The organism is Halanaerobium saccharolyticum, from assembly GCF_004362045.1.
Classification (GTDB): Bacteria; Bacillota; Halanaerobiia; order Halanaerobiales; family Halanaerobiaceae; genus Halanaerobium; species Halanaerobium saccharolyticum_C.
Genome location: NZ_SNWX01000014.1, coordinates 17,699 through 40,540 on the forward strand (window position 1 = coordinate 17,699; position 22,842 = coordinate 40,540).

25 protein-coding genes are annotated in these 22,842 nt (G+C 30.2%); 3 read left to right on the plus strand and 22 right to left on the minus strand.

Going from position 1 to position 22,842, the window contains the following annotated elements; all coding sequences use genetic code 11:
- Positions 1–167: 167 nt before the first annotated feature.
- From DFR79_RS09375 to DFR79_RS09390, 4 genes are all read right to left on the minus strand, one after another.
- On the minus strand, positions 168–2,129 hold the full coding sequence (locus DFR79_RS09375; RefSeq protein ID WP_133515246.1) for a methyl-accepting chemotaxis protein: 1,962 nt from the start codon (positions 2,127–2,129) through the stop codon (positions 168–170).
- 93 nt (positions 2,130–2,222) lie between these two features.
- Positions 2,223–2,855, minus strand: a complete 633-nt coding sequence (locus DFR79_RS09380; protein ID WP_133515287.1) for an NAD(P)H-dependent oxidoreductase — start codon at positions 2,853–2,855, stop codon at positions 2,223–2,225.
- Positions 2,856–2,969: 114 nt separating this feature from the next.
- On the minus strand, positions 2,970–4,430 hold the full coding sequence (locus DFR79_RS09385) for a gluconokinase (protein ID WP_243727762.1): 1,461 nt from the start codon (positions 4,428–4,430) through the stop codon (positions 2,970–2,972).
- 717 nt (positions 4,431–5,147) lie between these two features.
- Complete coding sequence (locus DFR79_RS09390; RefSeq protein ID WP_133515248.1) at positions 5,148–5,564, minus strand: hypothetical protein; 417 nt, start codon at positions 5,562–5,564, stop codon at positions 5,148–5,150.
- A gap of 109 nt (positions 5,565–5,673) precedes the next feature.
- On the opposite strand from DFR79_RS09390, the gene DFR79_RS09395 reads away from it, so the two are divergent.
- From DFR79_RS09395 to DFR79_RS09405, 3 genes are all read left to right on the plus strand, one after another.
- Entirely contained in the window at positions 5,674–6,198 is a 525-nt protein-coding gene (locus DFR79_RS09395) for a DUF6431 domain-containing protein (protein WP_133515249.1), read from the plus strand.
- Positions 6,199–6,354: 156 nt separating this feature from the next.
- On the plus strand, positions 6,355–7,617 hold the full coding sequence (locus DFR79_RS09400) for a helix-turn-helix domain-containing protein (RefSeq protein ID WP_133515250.1): 1,263 nt from the start codon (positions 6,355–6,357) through the stop codon (positions 7,615–7,617).
- Entirely contained in the window at positions 7,610–8,410 is an 801-nt protein-coding gene (locus tag DFR79_RS09405) for an ExeA family protein (protein WP_133515251.1), read from the plus strand. Before DFR79_RS09400 ends, DFR79_RS09405 begins: the two co-directional genes overlap by 8 nt.
- Positions 8,411–8,575: 165 nt before the next feature.
- On the opposite strand, the gene DFR79_RS09410 is transcribed toward DFR79_RS09405, so the two are convergent.
- The 18 genes from DFR79_RS09410 to DFR79_RS16420 all read right to left on the minus strand — a co-directional run bounded on the left by DFR79_RS09410 (position 8,576) and on the right by DFR79_RS16420 (position 22,823).
- Positions 8,576–8,911 (minus strand): hypothetical protein, encoded by a 336-nt coding sequence (locus DFR79_RS09410; protein ID WP_133515252.1) that lies wholly within the window; start codon positions 8,909–8,911, stop codon positions 8,576–8,578.
- A 133-nt stretch (positions 8,912–9,044) separates the two neighbouring features.
- Positions 9,045–9,590, minus strand: a complete 546-nt coding sequence (locus tag DFR79_RS09415) for a site-specific integrase (RefSeq protein ID WP_133515253.1) — start codon at positions 9,588–9,590, stop codon at positions 9,045–9,047.
- A gap of 264 nt (positions 9,591–9,854) precedes the next feature.
- Complete coding sequence (locus tag DFR79_RS09420; RefSeq protein ID WP_114490432.1) at positions 9,855–11,501, minus strand: leucine-rich repeat protein; 1,647 nt, start codon at positions 11,499–11,501, stop codon at positions 9,855–9,857.
- 32 nt (positions 11,502–11,533) lie between these two features.
- Positions 11,534–11,938 (minus strand): hypothetical protein, encoded by a 405-nt coding sequence (locus DFR79_RS09425; protein WP_166638023.1) that lies wholly within the window; start codon positions 11,936–11,938, stop codon positions 11,534–11,536.
- 487 nt (positions 11,939–12,425) lie between these two features.
- Complete coding sequence (locus DFR79_RS09430; protein WP_133515254.1) at positions 12,426–14,465, minus strand: DUF3883 domain-containing protein; 2,040 nt, start codon at positions 14,463–14,465, stop codon at positions 12,426–12,428.
- Between the two features lie 15 nt (positions 14,466–14,480).
- A complete protein-coding gene (locus tag DFR79_RS09435; protein ID WP_114489371.1) occupies positions 14,481–14,804 on the minus strand; it encodes a hypothetical protein in 324 nt (107 codons plus the stop codon).
- A 5-nt stretch (positions 14,805–14,809) separates the two neighbouring features.
- Positions 14,810–15,487 (minus strand): HIRAN domain-containing protein, encoded by a 678-nt coding sequence (locus tag DFR79_RS09440; protein ID WP_114489372.1) that lies wholly within the window; start codon positions 15,485–15,487, stop codon positions 14,810–14,812.
- Between the two features lie 142 nt (positions 15,488–15,629).
- Entirely contained in the window at positions 15,630–16,058 is a 429-nt protein-coding gene (locus tag DFR79_RS09445; protein ID WP_114489373.1) for a hypothetical protein, read from the minus strand.
- 218 nt (positions 16,059–16,276) lie between these two features.
- Positions 16,277–16,972 carry a hypothetical protein gene (locus DFR79_RS09450; RefSeq protein WP_114489374.1) on the minus strand — a complete coding sequence of 232 codons (696 nt, stop codon included), beginning with the start codon at positions 16,970–16,972 and terminating at the stop codon, positions 16,277–16,279.
- 211 nt (positions 16,973–17,183) lie between these two features.
- The gene (locus DFR79_RS09455) at positions 17,184–17,978 is read right to left on the minus strand and encodes a methylamine utilization protein MauJ (RefSeq protein ID WP_114489375.1); all 795 of its coding nucleotides are present in this window, start codon (positions 17,976–17,978) and stop codon (positions 17,184–17,186) included.
- Positions 17,979–18,268: 290 nt separating this feature from the next.
- The gene (locus DFR79_RS09460; protein WP_114489376.1) at positions 18,269–19,360 is read right to left on the minus strand and encodes a hypothetical protein; all 1,092 of its coding nucleotides are present in this window, start codon (positions 19,358–19,360) and stop codon (positions 18,269–18,271) included.
- A gap of 187 nt (positions 19,361–19,547) precedes the next feature.
- On the minus strand, positions 19,548–19,997 hold the full coding sequence (locus tag DFR79_RS09465; RefSeq protein ID WP_114489377.1) for a JAB domain-containing protein: 450 nt from the start codon (positions 19,995–19,997) through the stop codon (positions 19,548–19,550).
- Between the two features lie 23 nt (positions 19,998–20,020).
- Positions 20,021–20,203 (minus strand): hypothetical protein, encoded by a 183-nt coding sequence (locus tag DFR79_RS09470; RefSeq protein ID WP_114489378.1) that lies wholly within the window; start codon positions 20,201–20,203, stop codon positions 20,021–20,023.
- Positions 20,204–20,259: 56 nt separating this feature from the next.
- The gene (locus tag DFR79_RS09475; protein WP_114489379.1) at positions 20,260–20,532 is read right to left on the minus strand and encodes a LysM peptidoglycan-binding domain-containing protein; all 273 of its coding nucleotides are present in this window, start codon (positions 20,530–20,532) and stop codon (positions 20,260–20,262) included.
- Between the two features lie 51 nt (positions 20,533–20,583).
- Entirely contained in the window at positions 20,584–20,838 is a 255-nt protein-coding gene (locus DFR79_RS09480; RefSeq protein ID WP_114489380.1) for a hypothetical protein, read from the minus strand.
- A gap of 69 nt (positions 20,839–20,907) precedes the next feature.
- Positions 20,908–21,771 carry a phage recombination protein Bet gene (gene bet / locus DFR79_RS09485; RefSeq protein WP_133515255.1) on the minus strand — a complete coding sequence of 288 codons (864 nt, stop codon included), beginning with the start codon at positions 21,769–21,771 and terminating at the stop codon, positions 20,908–20,910.
- 13 nt (positions 21,772–21,784) lie between these two features.
- Positions 21,785–22,615 carry an ArdC-like ssDNA-binding domain-containing protein gene (locus tag DFR79_RS09490; protein WP_133515256.1) on the minus strand — a complete coding sequence of 277 codons (831 nt, stop codon included), beginning with the start codon at positions 22,613–22,615 and terminating at the stop codon, positions 21,785–21,787.
- A 76-nt stretch (positions 22,616–22,691) separates the two neighbouring features.
- Positions 22,692–22,823 carry a hypothetical protein gene (locus DFR79_RS16420; protein WP_279512882.1) on the minus strand — a complete coding sequence of 44 codons (132 nt, stop codon included), beginning with the start codon at positions 22,821–22,823 and terminating at the stop codon, positions 22,692–22,694.
- Between the last annotated feature and the right edge of the window lie 19 nt (positions 22,824–22,842).

The window sequence follows — 22,842 nt, forward strand, 5'->3', positions numbered from 1 at the left end:
TATTATTAATTTTGTATTAACATAATTTTAGCATTTTTTGTATAAAAAAACAAAAATATATCATATTTAATCTAACTTTTTATAGGTATAATTTCTTAGCTAATGAAAAAAGGCCTACTTTTAAAAGCAGACCTTTTTAAAAAATAATTTCATTCAACTTTTCTTTTCTATAGTTTAAACCTGGCCACAGCAGCTGTTAACTGCTCAGCCATATTTGACAATGCTTCAGCTGAACTTACAATTTCTTCTGTAGAAGCACTCTGTTCTTCACTTGAGGCAGCTACCTCTTCCGAGTTTGCGGCAGCCTGTTCACTAACAGATGCAATTTCTCTTATGGTTCTTTCAACTTCACTGCTGTTTTCTGCCACTTTTTTAGTCTTGAGATTAATGTTATCAATCAAATCACTTAAACTTACGACTGCTTCATTTATTTGATTAAAAGAATCCCCTGTATTCTCTATGGCATTAACACTATTATCCACTACTGTTTCGGTATTATCCATTTTTTCAACAGCGTCATTGACACCTTTCTGTATTTCTTTAACAAGGCTGCCAATCTGGTTGGTAGCATTTTCTGATTCTTCTGCTAGCTCTCTAATTTCATCTGCCACAACAGAAAAACCTCTGCCTGCTTCCCCTGCTCTGGCTGCTTCGATAGCAGCATTCAAAGCTAACAGATTAGTCTGGGCTGCTATATTATTGATCAATTCTACGATTTGACCAATTTTATTTGATAAATCTCCCAGACCATTTATAGTCTTAGAAATGGAGATAGAGTTACTCTTTACATTATTAATCTGGGAAACGGAATCTTTAATAGAACTATTCCCTGAATTAATATTACCCATAACATTATCAGCCTGTTTATCCATTTTACCTGACATATCTTCAACATCACTTATCTCATTAATTAAATTCTGCATTAAACTGGATGACTCCTCTACCTGAGCGGTTTGCTCTTCTGCTCCGGAAGCTATATCCTGTATAGCCTGACCCACATGTTCAGCAGAAGCTGCAACTTCTTCTCCTGAAGCTGATAATTCTTCGCTCGAGGCAGATAAATTAGAAGCTATGTCAACTACTTCACTTATCATATCAGATAGATTCCCGCTCATTTCTGAAAAAGAATTAGCTAAGTCGCCAACTTCGTCATTTTTACGCAGAAGTTTTTCAGAAATTTTTTGACTTAAATCTCCAGCTGCAATTTTTTTCGCATGATCTGCTAAATCTAAAATTGGATTGGTTATTTTACTGGAGAAAAAATATAATAAAATTAAAGAAATAATCAAAATAACTAAAGAAAAGATTGAAATTATATTACGCATGGAATAAAGACCAGCCATCACTTCATTTTCTTCTGCGGACACACTGACAATCCAATTAGTTCCTTCTACACTACTATATCCGCCATAATAATTTGTGTTAGAAAAATCATACTCTGCTGCACCAGTTTCTGAGTTAATGGCTTTTTCCATATAGTTTGCGAGTCCCGTAAATTCTTCATTATCCCTCTCAGAAATGGGGTTAAATTGGTCCATTACATAATCACGATTTCTATGAGCTACAACTGTTCCCTCTTCATTAAACATAAAAGCTGTTCCATTTTCTTTTAACTGAACATCAGTTATGATATTAATTACATCCTGACCAAGCATCCTGGCAATTAATAATCCTACAATCTCTCCTTCTCTTCTAACAGGAACCGATGCCATAGCAACAGGTTCATTGATTGCTCTACTAATTAACATATCAGAAATAAAAGAATTTCCGCTAAAACCCTGCTGAACATAATTTCTATCTCCTAAATCTAAAGTACTCCCATCAGGATAGTGGGTTAAACCTCCTGGTTCAACCATTGCAATAGTAGCAAAATCTGTTCTTTCAACCTCTGCTATTAAAATATTTTGTATCTGATCCCAATCCATAGTCTTTATAGACTCCTGATTGGCAATTGCTTCTAATTCTCTCAGACGGGTATCCAGTCTTGATCTTACAAGTTCTCCTGTATCAACGGCCTTTTCTTCCAGCCTCTCTTCAATTTCTGCTGTCAACATATTAGCTGTATTTAAATAGGCTAACAAACCTAAGCTAATACAGATAACAAAAATCAGAGCCCCAATAAATAACATCTGTTTAGTTTTAAGTGACTTTATATTAATTTTTATCCCCTCCTATTGTGTTATTTTAAATTATACCATGTTTTTTGACATAAAACGACATAATTATCTAATAAAATTCATGAACTCCTTTTTTTCCTGCTCAGGTGCCTCCACTTCATTTTCTCCAGCTTTTTTTAATTTCATCAAATAGACCATATTTTTAGCTAAAACTCTCATAATCTGTTTACCTTCTTTGTCTTTTAAAGCATCACCTGGACTGGTTCCATGGATAACATTCCAGTAGTTTGAAGTTGGAATCATCATTTCTGAGTAGTTAAGATAATTACTTAATTGATTGAAAGTGGGTAACCCGCCTGACCTTCTGACAGCTACAACAGGTGCTCCAACCTTATGCCTAAAAATCATTCCATTCACACTTGCTACATAAAAAGCTCTATCTAAAAATGATTTCATTGTTCCTGCTATTGCCGCATAATGAACCGGTGAACCCAGTATAATTCCATCAGCATTTTTCATTTTTTGAATCCAGCCATTTACCTCGTCATCGATAATACAGCGTTCATCCTGGCTTTTAACACATTCATTACAGGCCAGACAGCCTCTGATTTTTTTATTACCTACCTGAATAATTTCAACCTCAATTTCTTCTTTTTCAAATTCATTCTGCATAATTTTCAAAGCGTGATAAGTGTTCCCTTCTGATTTTGGACTACCATTAAAAGCTATAACTTTAATAATATTCACCTTCCTTTATTTTGATTAATTAATTGTTTATAATTATAACATATTTTGTGAGAAAGAAAACAACCAACCTGCCTTGCAGCAGGTTGGTTAAATCATAATTTAATGCTATTTCTTATTTAAAAAAGTAAATACTTCATAATTTTCCTGAAGATGTTGATATACTTCATAAAAGTGCTGATATTTAGAGTCCAGATAAGAAGCGAATTCAGGTTCGTTATTATTTTTAACAGTTTTATAATCCGGCAAATATTTTAACAAATCTTTATAAGAGATTCTATCAACCACTTTAATTCCCAGCATAGCAGCACCTACAGCCGTGTTTTGTTCATAATCAGGAATATATTTTATTTCACCAATTAAATAAGAAAGTAGTTTCATAAAATGATCTGTCAGCCCAAGCCCTCCGGTCATAATAAGCTCTATTTGCTCACAGTTATTTAATCTTTTAAGATCTTCATAAATAAGCTTCAGGTGAAAAGCAATACTTTCATAGACAGCAAGAACCAGATCCTCTCGGCTGTGATTTAGAGACAGCCCGTAGAAAAACCCTCTTGTTTTTTCATTATAACTGGGAGCTCTTTCTCCCATCATCGTAGGTATATAAATAAGTTCATTTCCCTGATATGGAATTTGTGGCAGGTTCTCTCTGCTGAATTTTTTAATATCATCATAGCTTAATATATTTTTGAGCCAGTCAAAAACTAAACCAGCTCCATTAGTAGCCTCACCAATTATATAAAGATCTTGATCAATAAAATAATTCCAGGCTCTTCCCTCAGGATCATGTGTATACTCAGCTGAAGTGTAGCGAACTGCTGAACTAGAACCAGCTGTTAACACAATTTTATTTTCATTTATCGAACCTGCTCCCAAATTAGCCAGAGCCCCATCTGTAGAACCCAAGATTCCATTGACTTCTCTGTCATTAATCTCGAATTTAAAAATATGATGACCGGAATATACTTCTGCTAAATCATTTTCAGTTAAACCAAGAATTTTCAGTATTTTTTTATCATATTTTCTGTTTAGTGAATTAAAAATTCCCGAAGTTGAAGCAAGAGCATAATCTGTTTTCCATTCTCTGGTTAACCGAAAAATTATATACTCCTTAATTGAAACGTATTTATCTATTTTTTCTGAAATATTCTTTTTTAACCACATTATTTTAGCTGGCCAGTAGGAAGAATGTAAAGGACAACCTGTTCTTTGATAAAATAAATTTGAATCATACTTCTCACTCAGTTTATCACGATATTCTTCTCCTCTGCTGTCAGCCCAGATAATTAAATTACTCAATTTATTACCTTCTTTATCCACGGCCATAATGCTGTGCATCACTGAACAAAAAACTATATATAAGTCTTCCTGGCCGAAATTTTCTACCACGTCAGTCAGCAGATTATTAACCACATCGAATATCTGGTCAGGATCCTGTTCTGCCCACCCCTGCCGGGGAGAAAGCAGCTCATAATTAATAGAATTCTCATATTTCAATTCCAAATCCCCGGTGAGAACATCAACTCTGGCACCATCTGTACCGATATCTAGTCCGGCAAATAATTTCATTTTGCTCACCAGTCCCTCTATATAAATATATTAAAAATCATGGACTTCTGAATATTTCAAGCTTAAAGACTCCTTTGATTTTATCAGCATTAAAATTATTTAATCTTATTATAAATATATTTATTCAAAACTAATGTTTTTCCTTTTATTTTTAAAAAAAGTACAGACTTCACTCATTTTTTATCTTACAAAGACTAAAAAATGTTAGGATTTTGTCAGGATTTACCCCTAAAACACAAAAAACCCGCCTCTCGGCAGGTTTCTTAAAATGGGCGTCAGCCCTTAATATTCAATGGCGGAGAGACAGGGACTCGAACCCTGACACCTTTCGGCTTCACCGGATTTCAAGTAAGGAAATATCGGGGAAAACCTTTCAAACCTAGTATAAAAGGCTCTGCACCAAAATTAACTGATTAAACTTCATCTGATTAACTCCTATAATAATATAATAATACTTATAGCTTTAAATAACAAGGAAAGAATATAACTTTTACAAATTTAACAAAAAAATCAGTTTATATCAGGAAAAAAATCAGGATAATTTGTAAAAGCAGTAGTTGTTGAATTAATTAGACCAACTGTACTTTCGTGGTTGAGAAAGGTTGCAAATAAAAATAAACGGCTGGGTTCTAAAACAATTAAGAACCTAACCGTTTATCTAGAGAATTTTACTTTATATTTGATATAACTCGATTCAAATAACTTTATTATTACTTATTAAAATTGATATGATAAGCCTGCTTTAAATTCTAAACCATCAAAATCAATGGATTCAGAAGTATTATCAATATCTAATTCTAAAATTCTATAATTTGCTTCGCCCAATAATGACAGATTTTTTGTTAAATTATAATTAGTAGAAGCACCAAATTTAAAACCAAAACCTCTTTCTAAATCATCAGAACCAGAAGCAGAATCAGAATATGTAGTTCCACCATAATATTCTTCTATACTTTCTGAAAAACTAATTTCACCTGAATAAAGCCCTATTCCACCATTAACTGCAAAAAATTCATTGATTGGTTTTTCAACATCTACAAAAACACCACTAACTTCAATTTCTAAAGAATCATTAATTTTTAAATAATCAGAAGTGTTTAAATCAGTTGCATGTAAATTTGTGTTATCTATCAAATTAATCCATTAGAAAACGATAAATATTAATCAAAATAAATAAAACAAGCACTTCCTTTTCCTAAAATAATCTGATAAAATATTGTCAGAATATTTAGGATGTGATCAGATGCAAATCATTCATGATTTTAAAATACCTGTAAAAAAATATTCTGAGCTTGGCCAGAATAATAATTTTCCTTGCCCTGAAGAATGTCCTCACTGCCATGACACACTCCTTAAACATGGATTTTACCACCGCTATGTAATCACTATTGATGGCAAATGTTTCTGGATACCGATTAGAAGATACAAATGCCAGCACTGTGGCAAAACTATTTCCATACTTCCAGCCTTTCTCTTCCCTAAATTTCAGAGATCTCTAAATTACATTATCTCGTGTATGAAAGAATATCTGCTGCAGAAAAAACTCCTTCTCTACAAACGGGCAGTATATTTTTATTTGCACAGGTTTACCCGCAATATTCCTGGTCTGATAGCCTTTTTTAGAGATAAGCATCATTCCCTGATTCCCTTTAAATTATCTAGAATAAAAAAAGCCACAAAACTAATTAAAATGATTTGGAGCTCGGACGCTCAGATACTCTCAAAAGAGTATCAGGATCACTTTAATCAATGTTTTATGGCACTTTAATTGTACCATAAAGATTGACTTTTTGGAACTATTTTTTTAAACACAAAAGCTTTCACTAGAAAAGAGCTATTTTTCTGATTAAAATGTTATTATCAGCAGTTTAAGAACAATTTTGCTCTTAAATGCTAAAATTCAAGCTTAAAGGAGCTGATTTTGATGACTGATAATGACAGAGAACAGATAGCTCTATTTCGCTTTTCTCTCATTTCACCTATCCTGAATAGACAGGTGAAAAAACAGAACGAGTATCTGGCAAAGGTAGCTGCTAAAAAACATAATGTCCCTTACTATGGTGTCAGAGAATACTCACCAAAAACTATATCCATGTGGGTTAGAGCCTATCGCAAAGGTGGTTTTGAAGGGCTAAAGCCCAAACCCAGAAATGACAGAGGTAAAAGTCGTGTTTTAACTCCAGAACTTAAGGAAGTTATTTTAGAAGCCCGAAAAGAACATCCTGATCGGTCTGTTTCTTTGCTCTATGATCAGCTGATTACGGAAAAGAAAATGCTGCCTTCTCAGGCTTCTTACTCTACTGTTTATCGATTTCTTAAAAAGAAGAATTTGCTGGTTAACTCACCTCGCAAAGAAGAAAACAGACGCCGTTTTGCCTATGACCAGGTTAATATGCTCTGGCAGGGAGATGAGATGTATGGACCCTATCTCAACCTTGATGGCAAAAAAGTTAAGACTTTTCTCTTTGCCTTTATTGATGACTGCTCCAGGGTTATTACTTATGCCAAATTCTTAACAACAGAAAAGTTTTCTGCTGTGCAGCAGGTGCTTTCTGAAGCTATTTTAAGAAGAGGTATTCCAAAACTCCTCTATGTTGACAATGGTAAAGTCTACCGCAGTGATAATCTCCATTTTGCCTGTGCTTCTTTAGGTATTACTCTGATTCACACTAAGCCGTATTCTCCTGCTGATAAAGGAAAAATTGAAAGGTTTTACTTAACTGTCAGAAAAAGGTTTTTACCTCTTTTAACTGATGAAGATTTATCTTCCCTGGATAAACTGAACAAGAGCTTTTTTAAGTGGCTGGAAAAAGATTATCACCGTAAAGTGCACTCTTCTTTAAAGATGACTCCTCTGGATAAATACATGTCCCAGATTAGTCAGGTTAAAACCTATGATAATCCTGAAAAACTTAAGCTGCTTTTTCTCAAAAGAGCTCAGAGAAAAGTTAGACATGATGGAACTATATCTGTTAATTCTAAACTCTATCAGGTGCCACCTGTCTATATTGGCAAAACGGTTAAGATCCGCTTTGATCAAGAAACATACGATAATATTTATCTTTATGAAAATGGTAAATGCATTACTAAAGCTGAGCCTGTGATTATGGCTGACAATGCTCATGCTAAAAGAGGTAATCCTATCTCCTTTGCTAAAATGACTGAAGGAGGCAGCAAAAATGTATAAATCTTTTTATTCTTTATCAGATAATCCATTTAAAAAAGAGATTGAAACTAAAGATCTTTACCAGTCTGAAAACTTAAAAGAGCTTTCTGCCAGACTTGATTATCTTAAAAAAACAAGAGGTATTGCTGTCATTATTGGTGAACCTGGAAGTGGTAAAACTTCTGCCCTGAGATCTATGGCTGACAGTGTTAATCCATCATTATTTAAGGTCATCTATTTCCCCTTATCTACAGGCTCAGTAATGGATTTTTACAGAGGCATAGCCATTGGCCTGGGAGAAGAACCTAAATTCAGAAAGGTAGACCTTTTTAATCAGGTTCAAGCTGCTATCTTAAAGTTTTACAACGAGAAAAAGATTACTCCGATTATTATATTAGATGAAATGCAGCTTGCTCCCAACAAATTCTTAAGTGATCTTGGTATTTTATTTAATTTTGCTATGGATTCTCAGAATCCATTTATTCTTATTTTAGCTGGTTTATCTCACTTTATGACCAAGCTAAATTTAAATCATAATCAGTCCTTAAATCAGCGAGTGATCATGAAGTATCAGCTGAACCCCTTAAACAAAGAAGAAGTTAAAGAATATGTTGAGCACCAGCTTAAACTTGCTGGAGCAAATCACCCAGTATTCATACCTCAGGCTCTGGAGGCAATTGCCTTGAGATCCAGAGGGCTACCTAGATTGATCAACAATATCGCAGTTAATTCTCTGCTTTTAGGATTTCAGCTTAAAGCAGAGCAGATAAACCAGGAAATTGTCTTCAAAGCCTGCGAAAAAGATACATTTTAAAGTGAAAAATATTATTCAAATTAAAGGGGCTTATTTTTAGGTCCCTTGCTAATTTAATCTGCAAAATATTTTTAGTTTTACTGATTTAATTTGAAAATTATGCTGTAATTTTAGCTGATTTAGGCTGATTTAATCTGATTAATTTAACTGGATTAATTTGCAAAATCACAAATTTGCTTCGACCTCATTAGAGAAAGTTTCATAATTAACACCTATATTATAATTTTCCATATTATTTTTCATACCAATCCAAAAACCAGTAGCACTATCAAATTCGTCCATTTTGTCAAAGTTATTGATTTGTAAATCAATAGCAGGATCATTTTCAGCATTATCAAGTTCACTTTGATAATATTGATTAATACCTTCGATTGAATCGTTAACATTACTTGGGTCTAAAGTAGTATAAATAAAACCACCATCAAAACTGTAACCTGCTGCCAAAGAAATGCTTGATAAACTAAACACCAAAATCGTTGTAATAATAAATAATTTTTTCATTTTTATCTCCTCCATTTTTTTGTGTTATTAACTTAATTCAACATGATATGGAATATTCCTTTAAAAAAACTGTATTTTTTACTTATTAGACAAAAAAATACAAATTTTTCGGTTTTATATTATTCTTTTCTCTCTATAAAGAGAAATTTTTCATAGAATTATCCATAACATCCTGATTAATCCCAATATAGTCTAGAGTAATACTGGGGGCTGAATGGTTAAATAGTTCCTGCAGTAATGCTACATCCTTATGTTGCTTGTAATGGTGATAACCGAAGGTTTTCCTCGTGGAATGACAACCAATACTTTTTAGACCCACTTTTTCTCCTGCACCGTTTAGAATCCTATAAGCCTGACTCCTAGATAAGGGCTGATTACTACCATTTCTACTCTGGAATAAATACTCATGATCAGCCATATTACTAGTGTAATTATCTAAGGCATTTCTTAATACTGAGTTAATGAAGAATTTTTTAGATTTATTAGTTTTCTCCTCTTTAAGAATGATATGAGTCTGATTTCTAACATCCTTTACTTTAAGTTTAAGCATATCACCAATTCTAAGCCCTGTATTAATTCCAACCACGAAGAGTAAGTAATTCCTGTAATTATCTTTTAGAAGTTCCATTTTGACTTCTTCAATCTTTTCTCGATCACGAATAGGTTCAACTTTATTCATTAATTTCACTCCTTAATTTTGTCTTTTTATATACACTAAAATGTATTTAATGATAAATTTAATAACAATATGTTGTATTCAAATCTAAAAAAAGAGGAGAGAAGAGCTAATATCATTGTTATATAAGCGATAATAGCACTTCTAACCAATGCGACTTAATACATATTTTGTTGTGTTAGTAAAATTAAGTTTAAATTCCTATTATAATAATTATCCTTTTTAATAGATGAAACAGCTTTATAAAATTCTCTACTAATTTTAAACTTACCAACCAATAAGCTCAACATCTTCATCAAAAGCATCCTCCCTGATAGTTCTAACACTTTCTGGAATTTCTACTGTAGTTAATTCATTATCTTTAAAAGCGGTAGATTCAATATATTTTACATTACTTCCTAGATCTACAGATCTTAAGTTATTATAAGCAAAAGCTCCCATACTAATAGAAGTTAAATTCTCTGGGATTTTTATCGATGTTAAATTATTATAAGCAAAAACTAAAAAACCAATCGAATTTATACTATCTGGTATTTCTACTGATTTTAAATTATTTTTCTGGAATCCAAAATCGCCAATTGAAGTCACGTTATTACTTAAATCAACTGAGGTTAAATTATTATCAAAAAAAGCAGCCATACCAATGGAAGTAACGCTATCTGGTATTTGTATTGATGTTAACTCATTTTCACTAAAAGCACCATCACCAATTGATATAACACTATTTCCTAAATCTAATGAGTTCAAATTATTTGCCTTAAAAGCATCCTTGCCAATAGAAGTAACACTATCTGGTATCTCTACTGAGGTTAATTCATTATATGCAAATGCTTTATTCCCAATAGAGTTTATTTTATTTCCAAGAATTAGTGATGTTAATTTATTTTCAAAATCTAATTTTGTCTTACTTCCCATAAAAGCTTCTTCTCCAATTGCTGTAATACTATTAGGGATATTTACTGTTGTAAAATCATTATCTTTAAAAGCAGCTTTACCAATGGTAGTAACATTATTTGGAATATTTATTGATGTTAAATCATTTCCCATAAAAACTTCATCAGCAATAGAGGTAATACTATTTGGGATTTTTATTGAAGTTAAGTTATTATCTTTAAAAGCGGCTTTCCCAATAGAAGTAACACTATTTGGAATATTTATTGATGTTAAATCATTCCCACTAAAAGCATTATCTCCTATCGATGTAACGGTGGTTGGAATATCTACTGATTCCAAAACATTTGATTCTAAAACTTCTCTACTAAAAGCTCCATCGCCAATTGATTTTACCTCAACACCATCAATATGAGTAGGGATAATAATATTTTTATCTTCTATATCAAAATTAAAATCTGTAATGATCACTGATTTTTTGTTTTCTATTCTAAACTGTAAATTTTCAGGTGATACTTTAATTTTTCCATTTTTGTAATTAACTTTTTCTTTAACCTGACCATTTTCATTGTATCGTATAGCTTCTCCATGTTCTTTTCCCATTTTAAAATTAGTTTTTGATTTAATCTGTCCATTAGGATAATAAGTTATTCTTTCTCCATTTATTTCTCCATCTTTATAATTAAGTTTTGATGTAACCTGACCATTAGAATAGATCCATATAAGGGATTCTCCGTGTTTCTCCCCATTTTTATAGGATATTTTTTGTTTAAGTTGTCCATTCTCATAATATTTTATTGTTTCTCCATGCTTTTTTCCGTTTTCAAAATTAATTATTTCTTCAACTTGACCATTAGGATAATATTTTATGGTTTTTCCTGTAAATGGTTCTGTCTCATTGACTATGTAGTAGGTTCCATTTCTATTTTGCAACTTCGATTTGCTTACTTTTCTTTGACTGGAGCCAACTACCAAACTTAAACTTAATATTAAAATTAAAGTAATAATAAGTATTTTTTTCAATTAAAACCCTCCTGTAAATGTCAAATAATATTTTATATCTCTAAATTATAACTGATCTCAAAATAAGAGCCAGAAGCATCAAAGTTTAAATCATGTTCTCCTAAATAAGTAGTGTGTAATTCATCAAATTTAATGTCTCTTATGTTATAACTTAGAATTAGATTGGATCTCTCTGAAATTTTATATGACAAACTTACTTTATATTTAAAGCCACTTCCTAAAGAAGAAGCATAAATAGGTGTTCCAGGATCTATAAAGCTTCCTCCTGTATAATAACCAGGGTCTCCAGGCCAAGCCGAACCGTATTCATCATATTTAAATTCATAATCAATTTCTTCATAATAAACTTTAGTGTCTAATCTAATTTTATCATTATCAAATAGAATTAAACCACCACCAATATCATATAATTTATAGCTGTTATCATCATTAGGCATACCTTTCCCCAATCCAAAGCTAAAAATTAATTTATTAATTGTATAGTTACTATAAAGGATTATCTCATTAGATTTTGTAGATTCTTTTAAAGGATCCATTGAAAAATAGTAAGTATCTCCATATCCATCCTCAAAAGTTGCAGAATCTCCTTCAAGACTATCATGATAAAAAGGGATATTTGGAGATATTGATAAAGAAAAATCAAAAGACTTTGAATAAGCAGTTGTACTATTTACTAATACTAATAATAAAATAGATAATAGTATTAAGAATGAACTATATTTATGTGCTTTATTAAAGATAATTAACCTCCTTCAGTTTCTTAATTTTAGAATAACACAATAAGATAGGTGTCTATGAAGTCTTGGAAATAGAAAATGCTGAGTATTATATAAGGCGTATCAGAAAACCAACTCCAACTCAGATATAAGGTGCGAACGATACGCCAATGGGAGTAACAGCACTATGCCTCTTAAAATATTTAAATCAACTTTTAGATAATTTAAAAACTTGGGTATCAAAAGAATAATTGGTACATTCCCAGACCCATTGTCTACATTTTCTATCCATATTTAATTTTTTCAAAGGATTTTTTAAGAAAGCAACTTTTAATTTATTACCTTCCTGTTTAATTATTGTAATAACATATTTCCCCCCTTTATCTTTTGCAGCAGACCATTCATTATTTGTTATTATAAAAGATTGACCAAAATTATCCACTGACTTAACTTCAAAATAAATATCATTTCCATCAGGATCAATACCTTCAATATCAAAGCCTAAATTTTGCTTACTAACATCCTTTACATTATAATTTTTATAATTTAATATTTTACAAACTTGTTGTTCAGCACTTCTCCATTTAGTTATGCTCAAAACTTCCTTTTCTTCTTCGTCATCTTGCTGAATGTTTTTGTTGTCTGTAAATTCAATTTGAGTTTTTTCTCTATCTAAATTGATTTTCGGAAATTTAATATTCAAATTGTTATATTCCATTATAGAGCTTATAAAACTTTTATATTCTGCATATGAGACTTTTTCTAAAATTAATTCTATAAATTCATTATTAACCATTATATTATCTTTATTAATTTCGTTTAAACTATATACATTATCATCTTTACCAATCCATATTTTCATATCTAAAGATAAATCTCTTATTAAGATTTCTCGAACAACATATTTATTAATCAGCAATGAAATAAATTCAGCATAACCTCTAATTGAAAGATTAAATTTATTGATATTATTTATTATTGAGTTATTATTTATTTCTTTAGCCCCAAAATAACTTAATAGATTTTTCAAGTTGTTTAATCCAGCTATGTCTCTATCAACCATCCATAAGTTTAATTCTTTAGCTATTTTTTCAAAATCTAAACTATTAATCCATGAGGGTTTTAATATTAGATCTTCCAATTCATTATTAATTATTTTTTTAATGTTTTTTAACAGTTCTGTACTAAAAGTCTTCTTTTTATAAGCAATACTTCTAGGATCAATGTATGGTAGCAAAGCGTTAATAATTTCTTTTTCATTAGCAATTTCAAATTCATTTTTTAAGCATTCAATGAATAACTTTGAGATGATTTTGGAAACGGATCTAATTACATCCTGAGTATTATTATCTAATATCACTTTTCTTCTAGAAGGATCAGTACTAACATCACCATTAATTTTAATTCCTAAACCAGTTTTCTCTTCAGTAGGTAAGAAAGCATATACAAGAGATTCCTCATCTTTTAATCTATTAATACCCCCATTAACATTTAATGAAAATGAAATAGATTCCTGGGTTTCACTCCCTATAGTTAACCATCTTTTAATTTTATCCCCTTTACTAATAATTGATTTACTAATTTGAGGTGATATGATTTTTCTTTTAGCTTCTATGATTTCTATATTTTTTTCTGTATTCAATTCTATTTTATTGATATTATTTAAAAATAATAATGAACTACTATTAAAATTATCAATTTCTGTTTCTATTTGTTGCTTGTTAATATTTTCAAAAATAAATATAGTTTTATATCCTTTATTTAAAATTTTATTAACCAATTTCATTACATTAGCATCTAGATTATTCATAGGATGAGGAATTCGTATAAGAGGAACATTAATATCTGCTGACATTTCGTTTTTAGTAAGTTTTTTTGAAAATGTAGTTTTAATATCCCCACTAAGTAAATGTAATTTTCCCGAAAAGCCTACTACAGATTTAAAACCAATACCTCTATAGCCTATTTTTTCTCCTCGTTTTTTAAATGATCTTGTGCTTCTGCATAAACTTTCAAAATCCTTTTTATTAAAATATCTGCCATCATTAGCTATTAAAATATAATTCTCTGCTATATCAATTATAAATTTTGTTGAATCAGCATCATCAGCATTTTGTAATAATTCTGCAAAAGAACGATTGTGATAACTTTCTGCAATATAGTGTTCTAAACCAGCTAAATCTGAGAGTAAATTTGGTGACATTTTTGCTTCCTTTAATAGAGAAGAACGAACTTCTTCTAATATCATATTTAAGCTCCTTTATTATAGATAATTTGGATATATTCTAATTTTATTTGGTAACTGAGAAAGTTCATATATCGATATTTGTAGAACTTCAAACCCAAAAAATTTATTGTCATAAATAATAAATTCAGACTTTTTGATAACTCTATTTTTATCATCATAACAAACAGCTAAAATTTGGATGTCTTGATCAAGTTCATTACCTTCTTTAAGATGAACTTCACCTGTGATAAATATGTTATTATTTTCATCACTTTCACAATACAAACCATCTAAATCAATATTAAATTTTTCTTCAAAAACTTCTAATCGCTCAAGTTTATTAGTAATATCTTTAGCCATTATAATCAACCTTTCTTGTTATATATTTCTATTTTAAAAGTAATATTGTTATCATCTTTAGGCAATTCATAAATTTTAGCTTCAAAGCTTTGTTTTTTATCAAATTTTGGAGCTAGTTTAAATGCTAATTCTTTTGGTAAATAACCTAATATATCTCCAATTTTTGAAACTACTTTAATTGCGTTATTGTCATATTCATTTTCATAATCTCTTTTAAGAAAAATGGAATCGTTATAGTTTAAGTTCCTTATTTTATTCTCTCTATTATTAAATGTTATCCCTACAACTTTAGTTTTAATAATATTATTATTAAATTTAAATTTATTTTTAGGTGCATAAAACTTTTGAGTTGGATAAATCTTTTCAGGATAAATTCTTATAATAGATGGTTTTGATTTCAATGTCATAAGCACATGGAAAACTTTGATTTTAAAAAAATTTTCCATAGCATAAATTCTTTTGAATTTACCCATTAAATTATTTTCTTGATCATATACTTTAAAATTAATTTTTATTCTACCATCTAATGTATCTTTTTCTAAAGAATGAATTTCACCATTTAAAATTAATATGTAACTATCTTTCATTTTGTCTTTAATGAGCTTAGCAAATAAACTGTTGAGTTCAATATCATATTTTTTTTCATATTTTTCTAAACGATTTATTCGGTTTGTTATATCCATGACATCCTCCAAATTATATTAAAAGATTAAATCAAAATGACTGATATTAGCTTTTACAGTAATTTGATAGTCCAGTTTATTCATAGTCATTTATTCTTAAAATTTATTATAGTGTTCCGCAACTTTACAAAGCCCATCAAACTTAGACAACTTTAATCTTATCTTGTTGATTCCATGGAGTAATATGTAAATCTTGTAACGCTCTAACTTTAAAAACAGGCCATAACTCACGAAATTGTCTTGAAAGTCTTAATAATTCTTCATCTCTTTCTAAAAACAACTCAAATCTAGAACTCAATTCTTCATCTCTTCCAAAAGCTTTAACTAAATACCAATTTTTTTCTGCATACTCTCTTTTTTTAACTACTTGAGAAGCCCAACTATTAAATACTATCCAAAGATAAATCAAACCACTAAAAGAATCACAACTTCTATAAGCTTCAAGAGTTTTATTAATCCATGGTCTAGCAAAAATCATAAAGTCTTGTTGACGAATTAAAGAACGATCAAGTAAATCTTCTCGCCCATTGTGAGGGCTATTCATATCTGGGCAAATCTGTAAAGTAGACATAAAAACACCTTCAATTATTTTAGATCTATTGCGTATAAAGTCTCTGGGATTTAAGAAGTTCGTGAGGCTTAGGGCGGCTGTCCTTGCCGAATAAATTTACATGAAACGCAGCGGAATCTTCAATCCCATGTTATATGAAGAGTGAGACTTTTTTAAGTTTAGTAACTTATAATTAATAGTATTCTTATAAGGATTCCATTAATTAGGTTTATTATTTTTTATTTGATAAACTCTATAATTCCTTTAGAAATTGAACTTAATAAAAAATTGAAATTTTCAGGATTAATCTTAGGAGATCTATATTTTCTATTAATTTCAACTTGTATAGCAGGTATTCCTAATTCATTTGCAACAAAATAAGATACATTAGTTTTTAAAGAAGCAGCAAAATAATCATGCGAGATTTTATTAATATTAAAGTCTTTAAACGAACTTTCTAAAATATTCAAAATTTTTATATTACCCAATAAATTTATATTTGAATTGGTACCAAAATCTATATCCCATGTTTTACTACCAGCAGCACCATGTATATCTAAAAAAACTTTAATATCATTATTACTACAAATATCTTTTATCTTTCTTTTATAGATACATGTGCTATCTATATTAGGGTCGCCACCATAATTTTTTGTTAAGGATATTCCATGACAACCAGTTAATTCATTTAATAGATAAACAATTGAACCTGTCAAATAATCTGATTGTTTTACCCTCCCATATCTACAATGTCTAACAGCATGTGGTGCTGATATTAATATAGGAATATCTCCTTTTGCAGTCCAAAATGGATTTTCTTTCTTTGGATTTATTTTTTTATCAGATTTTTTAAATAAATTTTTTTCAATCTTAATGGCTTTATTATCTAGTTTTTTATTTCGTACATCTTGTAAAGTTATATGTTCTTTTTTCATAATACATTTCCTCTCCTTTTGGATTAAAAATATTTATTAAAGTTTTTATTGTATGTTTCATCTTTTATATAACGTTACAGGGATTTGCACTTGTGCCTGATTCCGCAGGAACTGGCGTAAAGCTTGCTTTTCTGTATCAGTGATTGGTTAAATTGCAAGCTTTATGACAGAAGGCATGACGCCAATCACATGTTATACGCAGTAATACCTGTTACCCCCTTTCAACTTTATCTCTTATATCCGGGCTGATTTCTAAATCTAATTTTTCTTCCCACCAATCATTAATGAGTCTATATGACACTTTCCGTATTTCTTCCAATCTATTATCAACTTCATTTATAAACTCAACATTAATTTCTTTAACTCCATGTGCTATATTCTTCCTAATTTCATAATTTTCATCAATCCAATCTTTATCATCAGCAATTATCGGCCACTGAGAACAATCTCCCCATATCTTTTTAAAAGTTTCCCACATGTGGCTTTTAGATCCCTTTTCCTTTCTCTCATATTCAGGATGATATTTATTAGAAATAATTTCTAAAGAATTATAAAAAGATAAAAATTTATCAGTTACTTCTTCTGTGTAAAGTGCTTTTCTGTACCAACCTATAGCTCTTAAAAAAACTGGCTGCTTAAAAAATAATAATCTTGAATCTTTAAATGCTTTATTCCATTCAACTTTAGTTATTTCTCTTCTCAAATTGTGATTGGTTAATGACTTATTTTTACTATATTCTAATTTAATTGGTAAGTTTATTTTAAAACTTAAAACATCAACCGCATGACCAAAAAAGAATAAAGCTGCTTTCTGAGCCGAATGTTTATTTTTAGCAAAAGCAGTTACAACTACGTCTACCCCATTATTTCTATTATAAATTTCTATATCACTATATAAAGGTTCTTCATGAGATATATCCTTCCTATGTCTTAATACAAATTTATTTTTAATGTAAATCGGTCCATAGACTGATAAATTGACTTTCCATCTCGGTAAATCAGGCATTATTATTCCTCCTTAAAAAATAAAGTATTATTGCGTATAACTCCAATATTTATGAATATAAATTCACTAAAATCAAACTAATATGACCTGTTCTAAGCTAAAGTTTTAGCTCTATTATAATTAACAAGAATTTGGGTTTATAGAATGATTATCATATCATTAAAAAAATAAAATAATAAATTTTCTTATATAATAATGTTTTAAAATCAAAACAATTTTTTCTCGTGATTGATGGGAAGAGTCCGTCAATGAGATCTTAAAAATTAAAATTACTTATTTTGAATATATTTTTATCTACTGTTTGGTTGTTCATTAAGCTTTTCATCAACAACTGTTAATTCTAAATGAATAAACCTTAAAAGGCAATATCTTATTATTCTTTCTAATCCAATAAATGTAGGAGTTCTTTTCAAAAGTTTTCTTAATCTTTTTTGTTCAACCAAAGGCTCGCCTATAATTAATTCATTCAAATGGTTATCATGATGCTGGATATGTTGACCAAAGGAAATTCCCTCATGTAAATATAGACTTCTAATATCATAGGAAGCTTTAATGTTTTTTTGGATGTTTTTTTGTTTTAAAGCAAAGACATGATTACTACCTTCATAATTAAAAAACCCTTCATTTAATAAATTGGTTAAAGTTAAAGAATATTTACTTCGTACTTGATATAATCTACTTTTTATTTGTTTGCTAATCTTACTTCCTTCATCTAGGCCTTCTTCAATTTGTCTTAAAATTTCTTTTAAATTCTCATCAAACAATGCGTTTTCACTATAATTATAGAAATTAGATAATACTTCTCCTGAATTAATCAAATTTAAATAAGCTATATTCGGATCTTCTTCAAAATCTTGGATAGCTTTTAAATAAAAATTACCTGCAGTCAATAAAGTATTTAAAACCTTCTCATTTTCAACATCACCAACTAATAGTCTATTAATTTTTTTTAATTTATCTAATTTCAGTTCAATATCTATATCTTTTCTTGGTTTGTGATTGTTAATCCCTATTTTAGTATAACGAATAGGGTTAATTTGATTTAAATTTGGTATACTAAAGTTACCGTGAGTTTCTATCATTCCATGATTATCAAATCTTTTTCCATAAAAAATAGATAATATTATGCAGATTATATCCCCAATATATTTATAATTAGGATAAACAAAAAAATTTCTATTTCTTTTTAACTCAGGAGTTTTAACAACTATTGTGAAATAGTTCCTACAATAAGGATTTTCACTAGAATTAAGATCAAGATGCACACTATCATTAAAAATCCAAGAATGAGTAATTAATAAGTTTTCTGTTTCATATTCTCCTTTAAATCGGCTGGTAGTAGAAATTAATATTTTCTGAATATTTTCATTAGGTTTTAACATGTTTACCTCCAGTTTCAATATTCAATCAAACAACACTTAAATATATACTTCTTGAAATAAATGGGTTTTCCTTTATCTACAATTCGACAAATTTATTTCACTAATAAGAAATTATGCAAATTATTTTAGAATAATGAATTAAGAATACTGACTCAGATTTCAAACCTAAGCCAGTATTCCATAATAATTAAATTAGATTTCTTTCCTTCATACTGATATAATTATCTTTGCTACCAATAATTATGTGATCCACAATATCTATGCCGAGTATTTTACCTGATTTGATGAGTTTCTTAGTTACAGTAACATCAACACTACTTGGTTCAGGTACTGTACTCGGATGATTGTGGGCTAGAACAATAGCTGCTGCATTCTGTAAAATAGCCCGCTTAAATACTTCTCGTGGTGAGACAAGGCTAGAGGTTAGATTACCAATAGAAACCTCAAATACACCAGTTACCTTGCTTTTGATATCAAGAGTGGCCATAGCAAAGACTTCTTCAGCTCTCTGGTCAAGTTCTAATACCTCAATGAATAGATCTCTTGCCTGTATAGGGTTACCAACACTCTTGTCTATGTCATATCTTCCACCTGACTCCTTAACGACTCTTAAACTAAACTTCTGAATATTTACCATTAATATCATCTCCTTTTAATTTTTTAAAACGGCATTTTAAAGTCAAGATCTTCACACTCACGAATAGAAGTCTCTTTAGATTTTAATTTCTTTTTCTGTAATTTTTGATGACATCTTCGAGCTTGATCTGCATCCATTCTTTCGGCATAATAACCCATAGCTTGTCTAACTCTCCAATCATCACTGGGAACACCATTAACAGGCATTAATTCACCTCCTTTCAAATAGAAAAAGCCACCACACAGTTATTCCTGCATGATGGCTAATTTTTAGGTAATATTATTTTTTGATTGACCTTTAAATAACTATCAATTTTATTAACTTTTTTAATAGCGGCTATTACAATTCTGTAATCTTCCTCAGCAGAGCTAATATTTTCTGCTAAATCCCAAAGTGTGTCACCTCTTTCAACATAATAAGTATTATCCCACTCATATTGATTGATATAACTTTCAACAACAGGCTGACTGCCAAACCATAAAAAGCTACCGACAAATAAAAAAAATCCGATTATTAAACTGCTTAATGTTTTCATAACTCTCCTTTCATTTTTTTGACCAGATAATAATCAATGACCCAACCTTACTTATTCTTTATTAATTTCATCATCTTTAATAACAACATCTATACTAGAATCATCCATTTCATCACTACAGCGATTTACAATAATTTCTCCAACATAATCAAAAGTTTCATTAGCATACTTATCTATCATAATTTCCAGTAATCTATTCTGATCTGATTTTAATAATTCAATTGCTTCCTTCTCGTTTTCAGTTTCAATTATTAGATTACCTCCATGTCTTTCAATCCAATTAACATCCACCTTAAATTTACTCATTTTTATCATCCTTCCAATTTTATTTTTGTCCAATTTAACCTTTAACAGAAATCAGATGAATCATCCTGTCTATGCAAGCTTTTTGAAACTGCTTAAAATACTCTTTAACTGCTCAAACTGCTTCTCGGTAAGTTTATCAATAGATATCTTTTCATGCTGCTTAAGTCCATTCTCTTTTTTAGCATGTTTAAGATAATTGAATAGATCATTCTTAAGCTTATTATTGTTACCGACTATTTCTTTGATTATTTCTTCTCTTTTAGATAACTCACTATTATCATCTGCTTTCACCTCCTCAATATCTACTGACTGATCATTCTTATTCTGCACCTGGCTAAATGGAACATCATCATAATTATTATCTTCCATCTGCTGCGTATTCATTTCTTCCCGAGAAACTAAACCACTAACAGTAAAGGCTCTTTTTAAGGCCATAGATTCGGCAACCTTTAATATCATGGCAGAAGGATAGGAATTCCAGACTCTCTTATCAGCCTTATATTCCTCATATGGAGCAAAAACATAAATAGGATACTTGCGGTCCTTTCTATAAACTAAAGCATAAGCACCTACAATCTGTCCCCTCTTGGTACCATATTGATGATTAATTCCAGTTTCTTTCCGTCTGAACTTATCATTCTCCCTAACTACATCTGATACAAGACCATCATAATTAGGATTTCTATCTGCAATCTTTAAATATCCATCACGAGAAGTCATAATTGTTGGCCTTCCATCTATTTTCCAGAAGAATATTTCTTTGTTAAAAGGGTCTAATCCATAACTTTTAGCAATATGCAGGAACATTCTTAACTCATCAGGATTGGCATTATCTGCAACAGTATTTCTGATTGTTTCAACTTCTTCCTTAGTAAAGGTAATTAACTCATCACGATTCTTATTAATATCAACTACTTTGTTTTGAGCACTCATTTTTTATTCCTCCTTAAGATGTTTTAAATTCTATTTTCTGATCACAATAGCTAATTATTGAGGTTGCCAGCTTACTGATCCGTTTTAAGCTGTCTTTTAAATCATAACTTTCCTTATAGAGAGCAAGATACTGATCTGATTTGATCTCCAAATTGTAGTGGTCCATAACGACAAATGATACAGCTTCTGCTTCCAGCTCTTTAACCTCTTTAGTCAACACAGTTCTTTCTTCTCGTGAGTGAAGAATTTCATGTGCTAGTTCGTGGATAATAACTGCAGCTTTCTCAGTAGGATTAAGAGCCTTATTAATAACAATCTCACCTCCTTTTGAATAACCATCTAACCCATTCTTTAGGCTCTCAAATTTAAGCGTTACTCCCTTTTCATTAACAAGACTCAGAATAGGGTTGAGTAAGTATTGGTGCTTATTATCAAGGCTTGTATCAATTTCTGGTAGATCTTCTCCTTCAGTCTGAGATACATCAAATACATAAACTGGTTTAAAATAAGTTTTCTTAACATAGTTATCTCTATCTGAATCTGTCTCTTTTTGACTATCATCACTGGCTTTTTCTATTCTCTTTTTATAAGAAAAGGGGGCTAGAATAGCAATACCATTTTCACCCTTCTTTACATAACGATTAAACTTCTGCTGCCATTGTTTATATCCAGCTACAAAACTGGCCTCTGGTTTTTGAGTCAGAATTAATAGTGAGTTATGATATGAATAGCTATGAAACTTGCTGAATGTTTCAAGAATAGAATGAAATTCTTCTGATGACTGTACACTCTCAATTTTCTTATCCAATTTCTCTAAAAGTTCTCTAGTTTTAAATTTTGACATATTATTACCTCCCAAAAAGTTTAATCAGCCCTGTCATTTAAACAGAGCTGATAGATATTAGTAGTTTAAAATATTTTTACTCATTGTCATCTGTCATAACTGCTTCAACATCAGTCAAATCTTCTTCACAATAAGGACAGGTCCATTGACCTTTACTGTAAGAACTGTAGGAGCTGCCATTACAATCAGGGCATTTTTTCTTATACATCAACATCACCTCCTTTAAA

Excerpts from the sequence above, each read along its gene's own strand:
- DFR79_RS09385 (WP_243727762.1), bottom strand. The coding sequence starts at position 4,430 with ATGAAATTATTTGCCGGACTAGATATCGGTACAGATGGTGCCAGAGTT.
- DFR79_RS09480 (WP_114489380.1), bottom strand. The coding sequence starts at position 20,838 with ATGAGTAAATTTAAGGTGGATGTTAATTGGATTGAAAGACATGGAGGT.
- DFR79_RS09490 (WP_133515256.1), bottom strand. The coding sequence starts at position 22,615 with ATGTCAAAATTTAAAACTAGAGAACTTTTAGAGAAATTGGATAAGAAA.
- DFR79_RS09470 (WP_114489378.1), bottom strand. The coding sequence starts at position 20,203 with ATGCCTGTTAATGGTGTTCCCAGTGATGATTGGAGAGTTAGACAAGCT.
- DFR79_RS09425 (WP_166638023.1), bottom strand. The coding sequence starts at position 11,938 with ATGCCTAATGATGATAACAGCTATAAATTATATGATATTGGTGGTGGT.
- DFR79_RS09415 (WP_133515253.1), bottom strand. The coding sequence starts at position 9,590 with ATGAATAAAGTTGAACCTATTCGTGATCGAGAAAAGATTGAAGAAGTC.
- DFR79_RS09435 (WP_114489371.1), bottom strand. The coding sequence starts at position 14,804 with ATGGCTAAAGATATTACTAATAAACTTGAGCGATTAGAAGTTTTTGAA.
- DFR79_RS09455 (WP_114489375.1), bottom strand. The coding sequence starts at position 17,978 with ATGCCTGATTTACCGAGATGGAAAGTCAATTTATCAGTCTATGGACCG.
- DFR79_RS09375 (WP_133515246.1), bottom strand. The coding sequence starts at position 2,129 with ATGTTATTTATTGGGGCTCTGATTTTTGTTATCTGTATTAGCTTAGGT.
- DFR79_RS09475 (WP_114489379.1), bottom strand. The coding sequence starts at position 20,532 with ATGAAAACATTAAGCAGTTTAATAATCGGATTTTTTTTATTTGTCGGT.
- DFR79_RS09410 (WP_133515252.1), bottom strand. The coding sequence starts at position 8,911 with ATGAAAAAATTATTTATTATTACAACGATTTTGGTGTTTAGTTTATCA.
- DFR79_RS09395 (WP_133515249.1), top strand. The coding sequence starts at position 5,674 with ATGCAAATCATTCATGATTTTAAAATACCTGTAAAAAAATATTCTGAG.
- DFR79_RS09440 (WP_114489372.1), bottom strand. The coding sequence starts at position 15,487 with ATGGATATAACAAACCGAATAAATCGTTTAGAAAAATATGAAAAAAAA.
- DFR79_RS16420 (WP_279512882.1), bottom strand. The coding sequence starts at position 22,823 with ATGTATAAGAAAAAATGCCCTGATTGTAATGGCAGCTCCTACAGTTCT.
- DFR79_RS09430 (WP_133515254.1), bottom strand. The coding sequence starts at position 14,465 with ATGATATTAGAAGAAGTTCGTTCTTCTCTATTAAAGGAAGCAAAAATG.
- DFR79_RS09460 (WP_114489376.1), bottom strand. The coding sequence starts at position 19,360 with ATGTTAAAACCTAATGAAAATATTCAGAAAATATTAATTTCTACTACC.
- DFR79_RS09465 (WP_114489377.1), bottom strand. The coding sequence starts at position 19,997 with ATGGTAAATATTCAGAAGTTTAGTTTAAGAGTCGTTAAGGAGTCAGGT.
- DFR79_RS09400 (WP_133515250.1), top strand. The coding sequence starts at position 6,355 with ATGACTGATAATGACAGAGAACAGATAGCTCTATTTCGCTTTTCTCTC.
- DFR79_RS09450 (WP_114489374.1), bottom strand. The coding sequence starts at position 16,972 with ATGAAAAAAGAACATATAACTTTACAAGATGTACGAAATAAAAAACTA.
- bet (WP_133515255.1), bottom strand. The coding sequence starts at position 21,771 with ATGAGTGCTCAAAACAAAGTAGTTGATATTAATAAGAATCGTGATGAG.
- DFR79_RS09445 (WP_114489373.1), bottom strand. The coding sequence starts at position 16,058 with ATGTCTACTTTACAGATTTGCCCAGATATGAATAGCCCTCACAATGGG.
- DFR79_RS09405 (WP_133515251.1), top strand. The coding sequence starts at position 7,610 with ATGTATAAATCTTTTTATTCTTTATCAGATAATCCATTTAAAAAAGAG.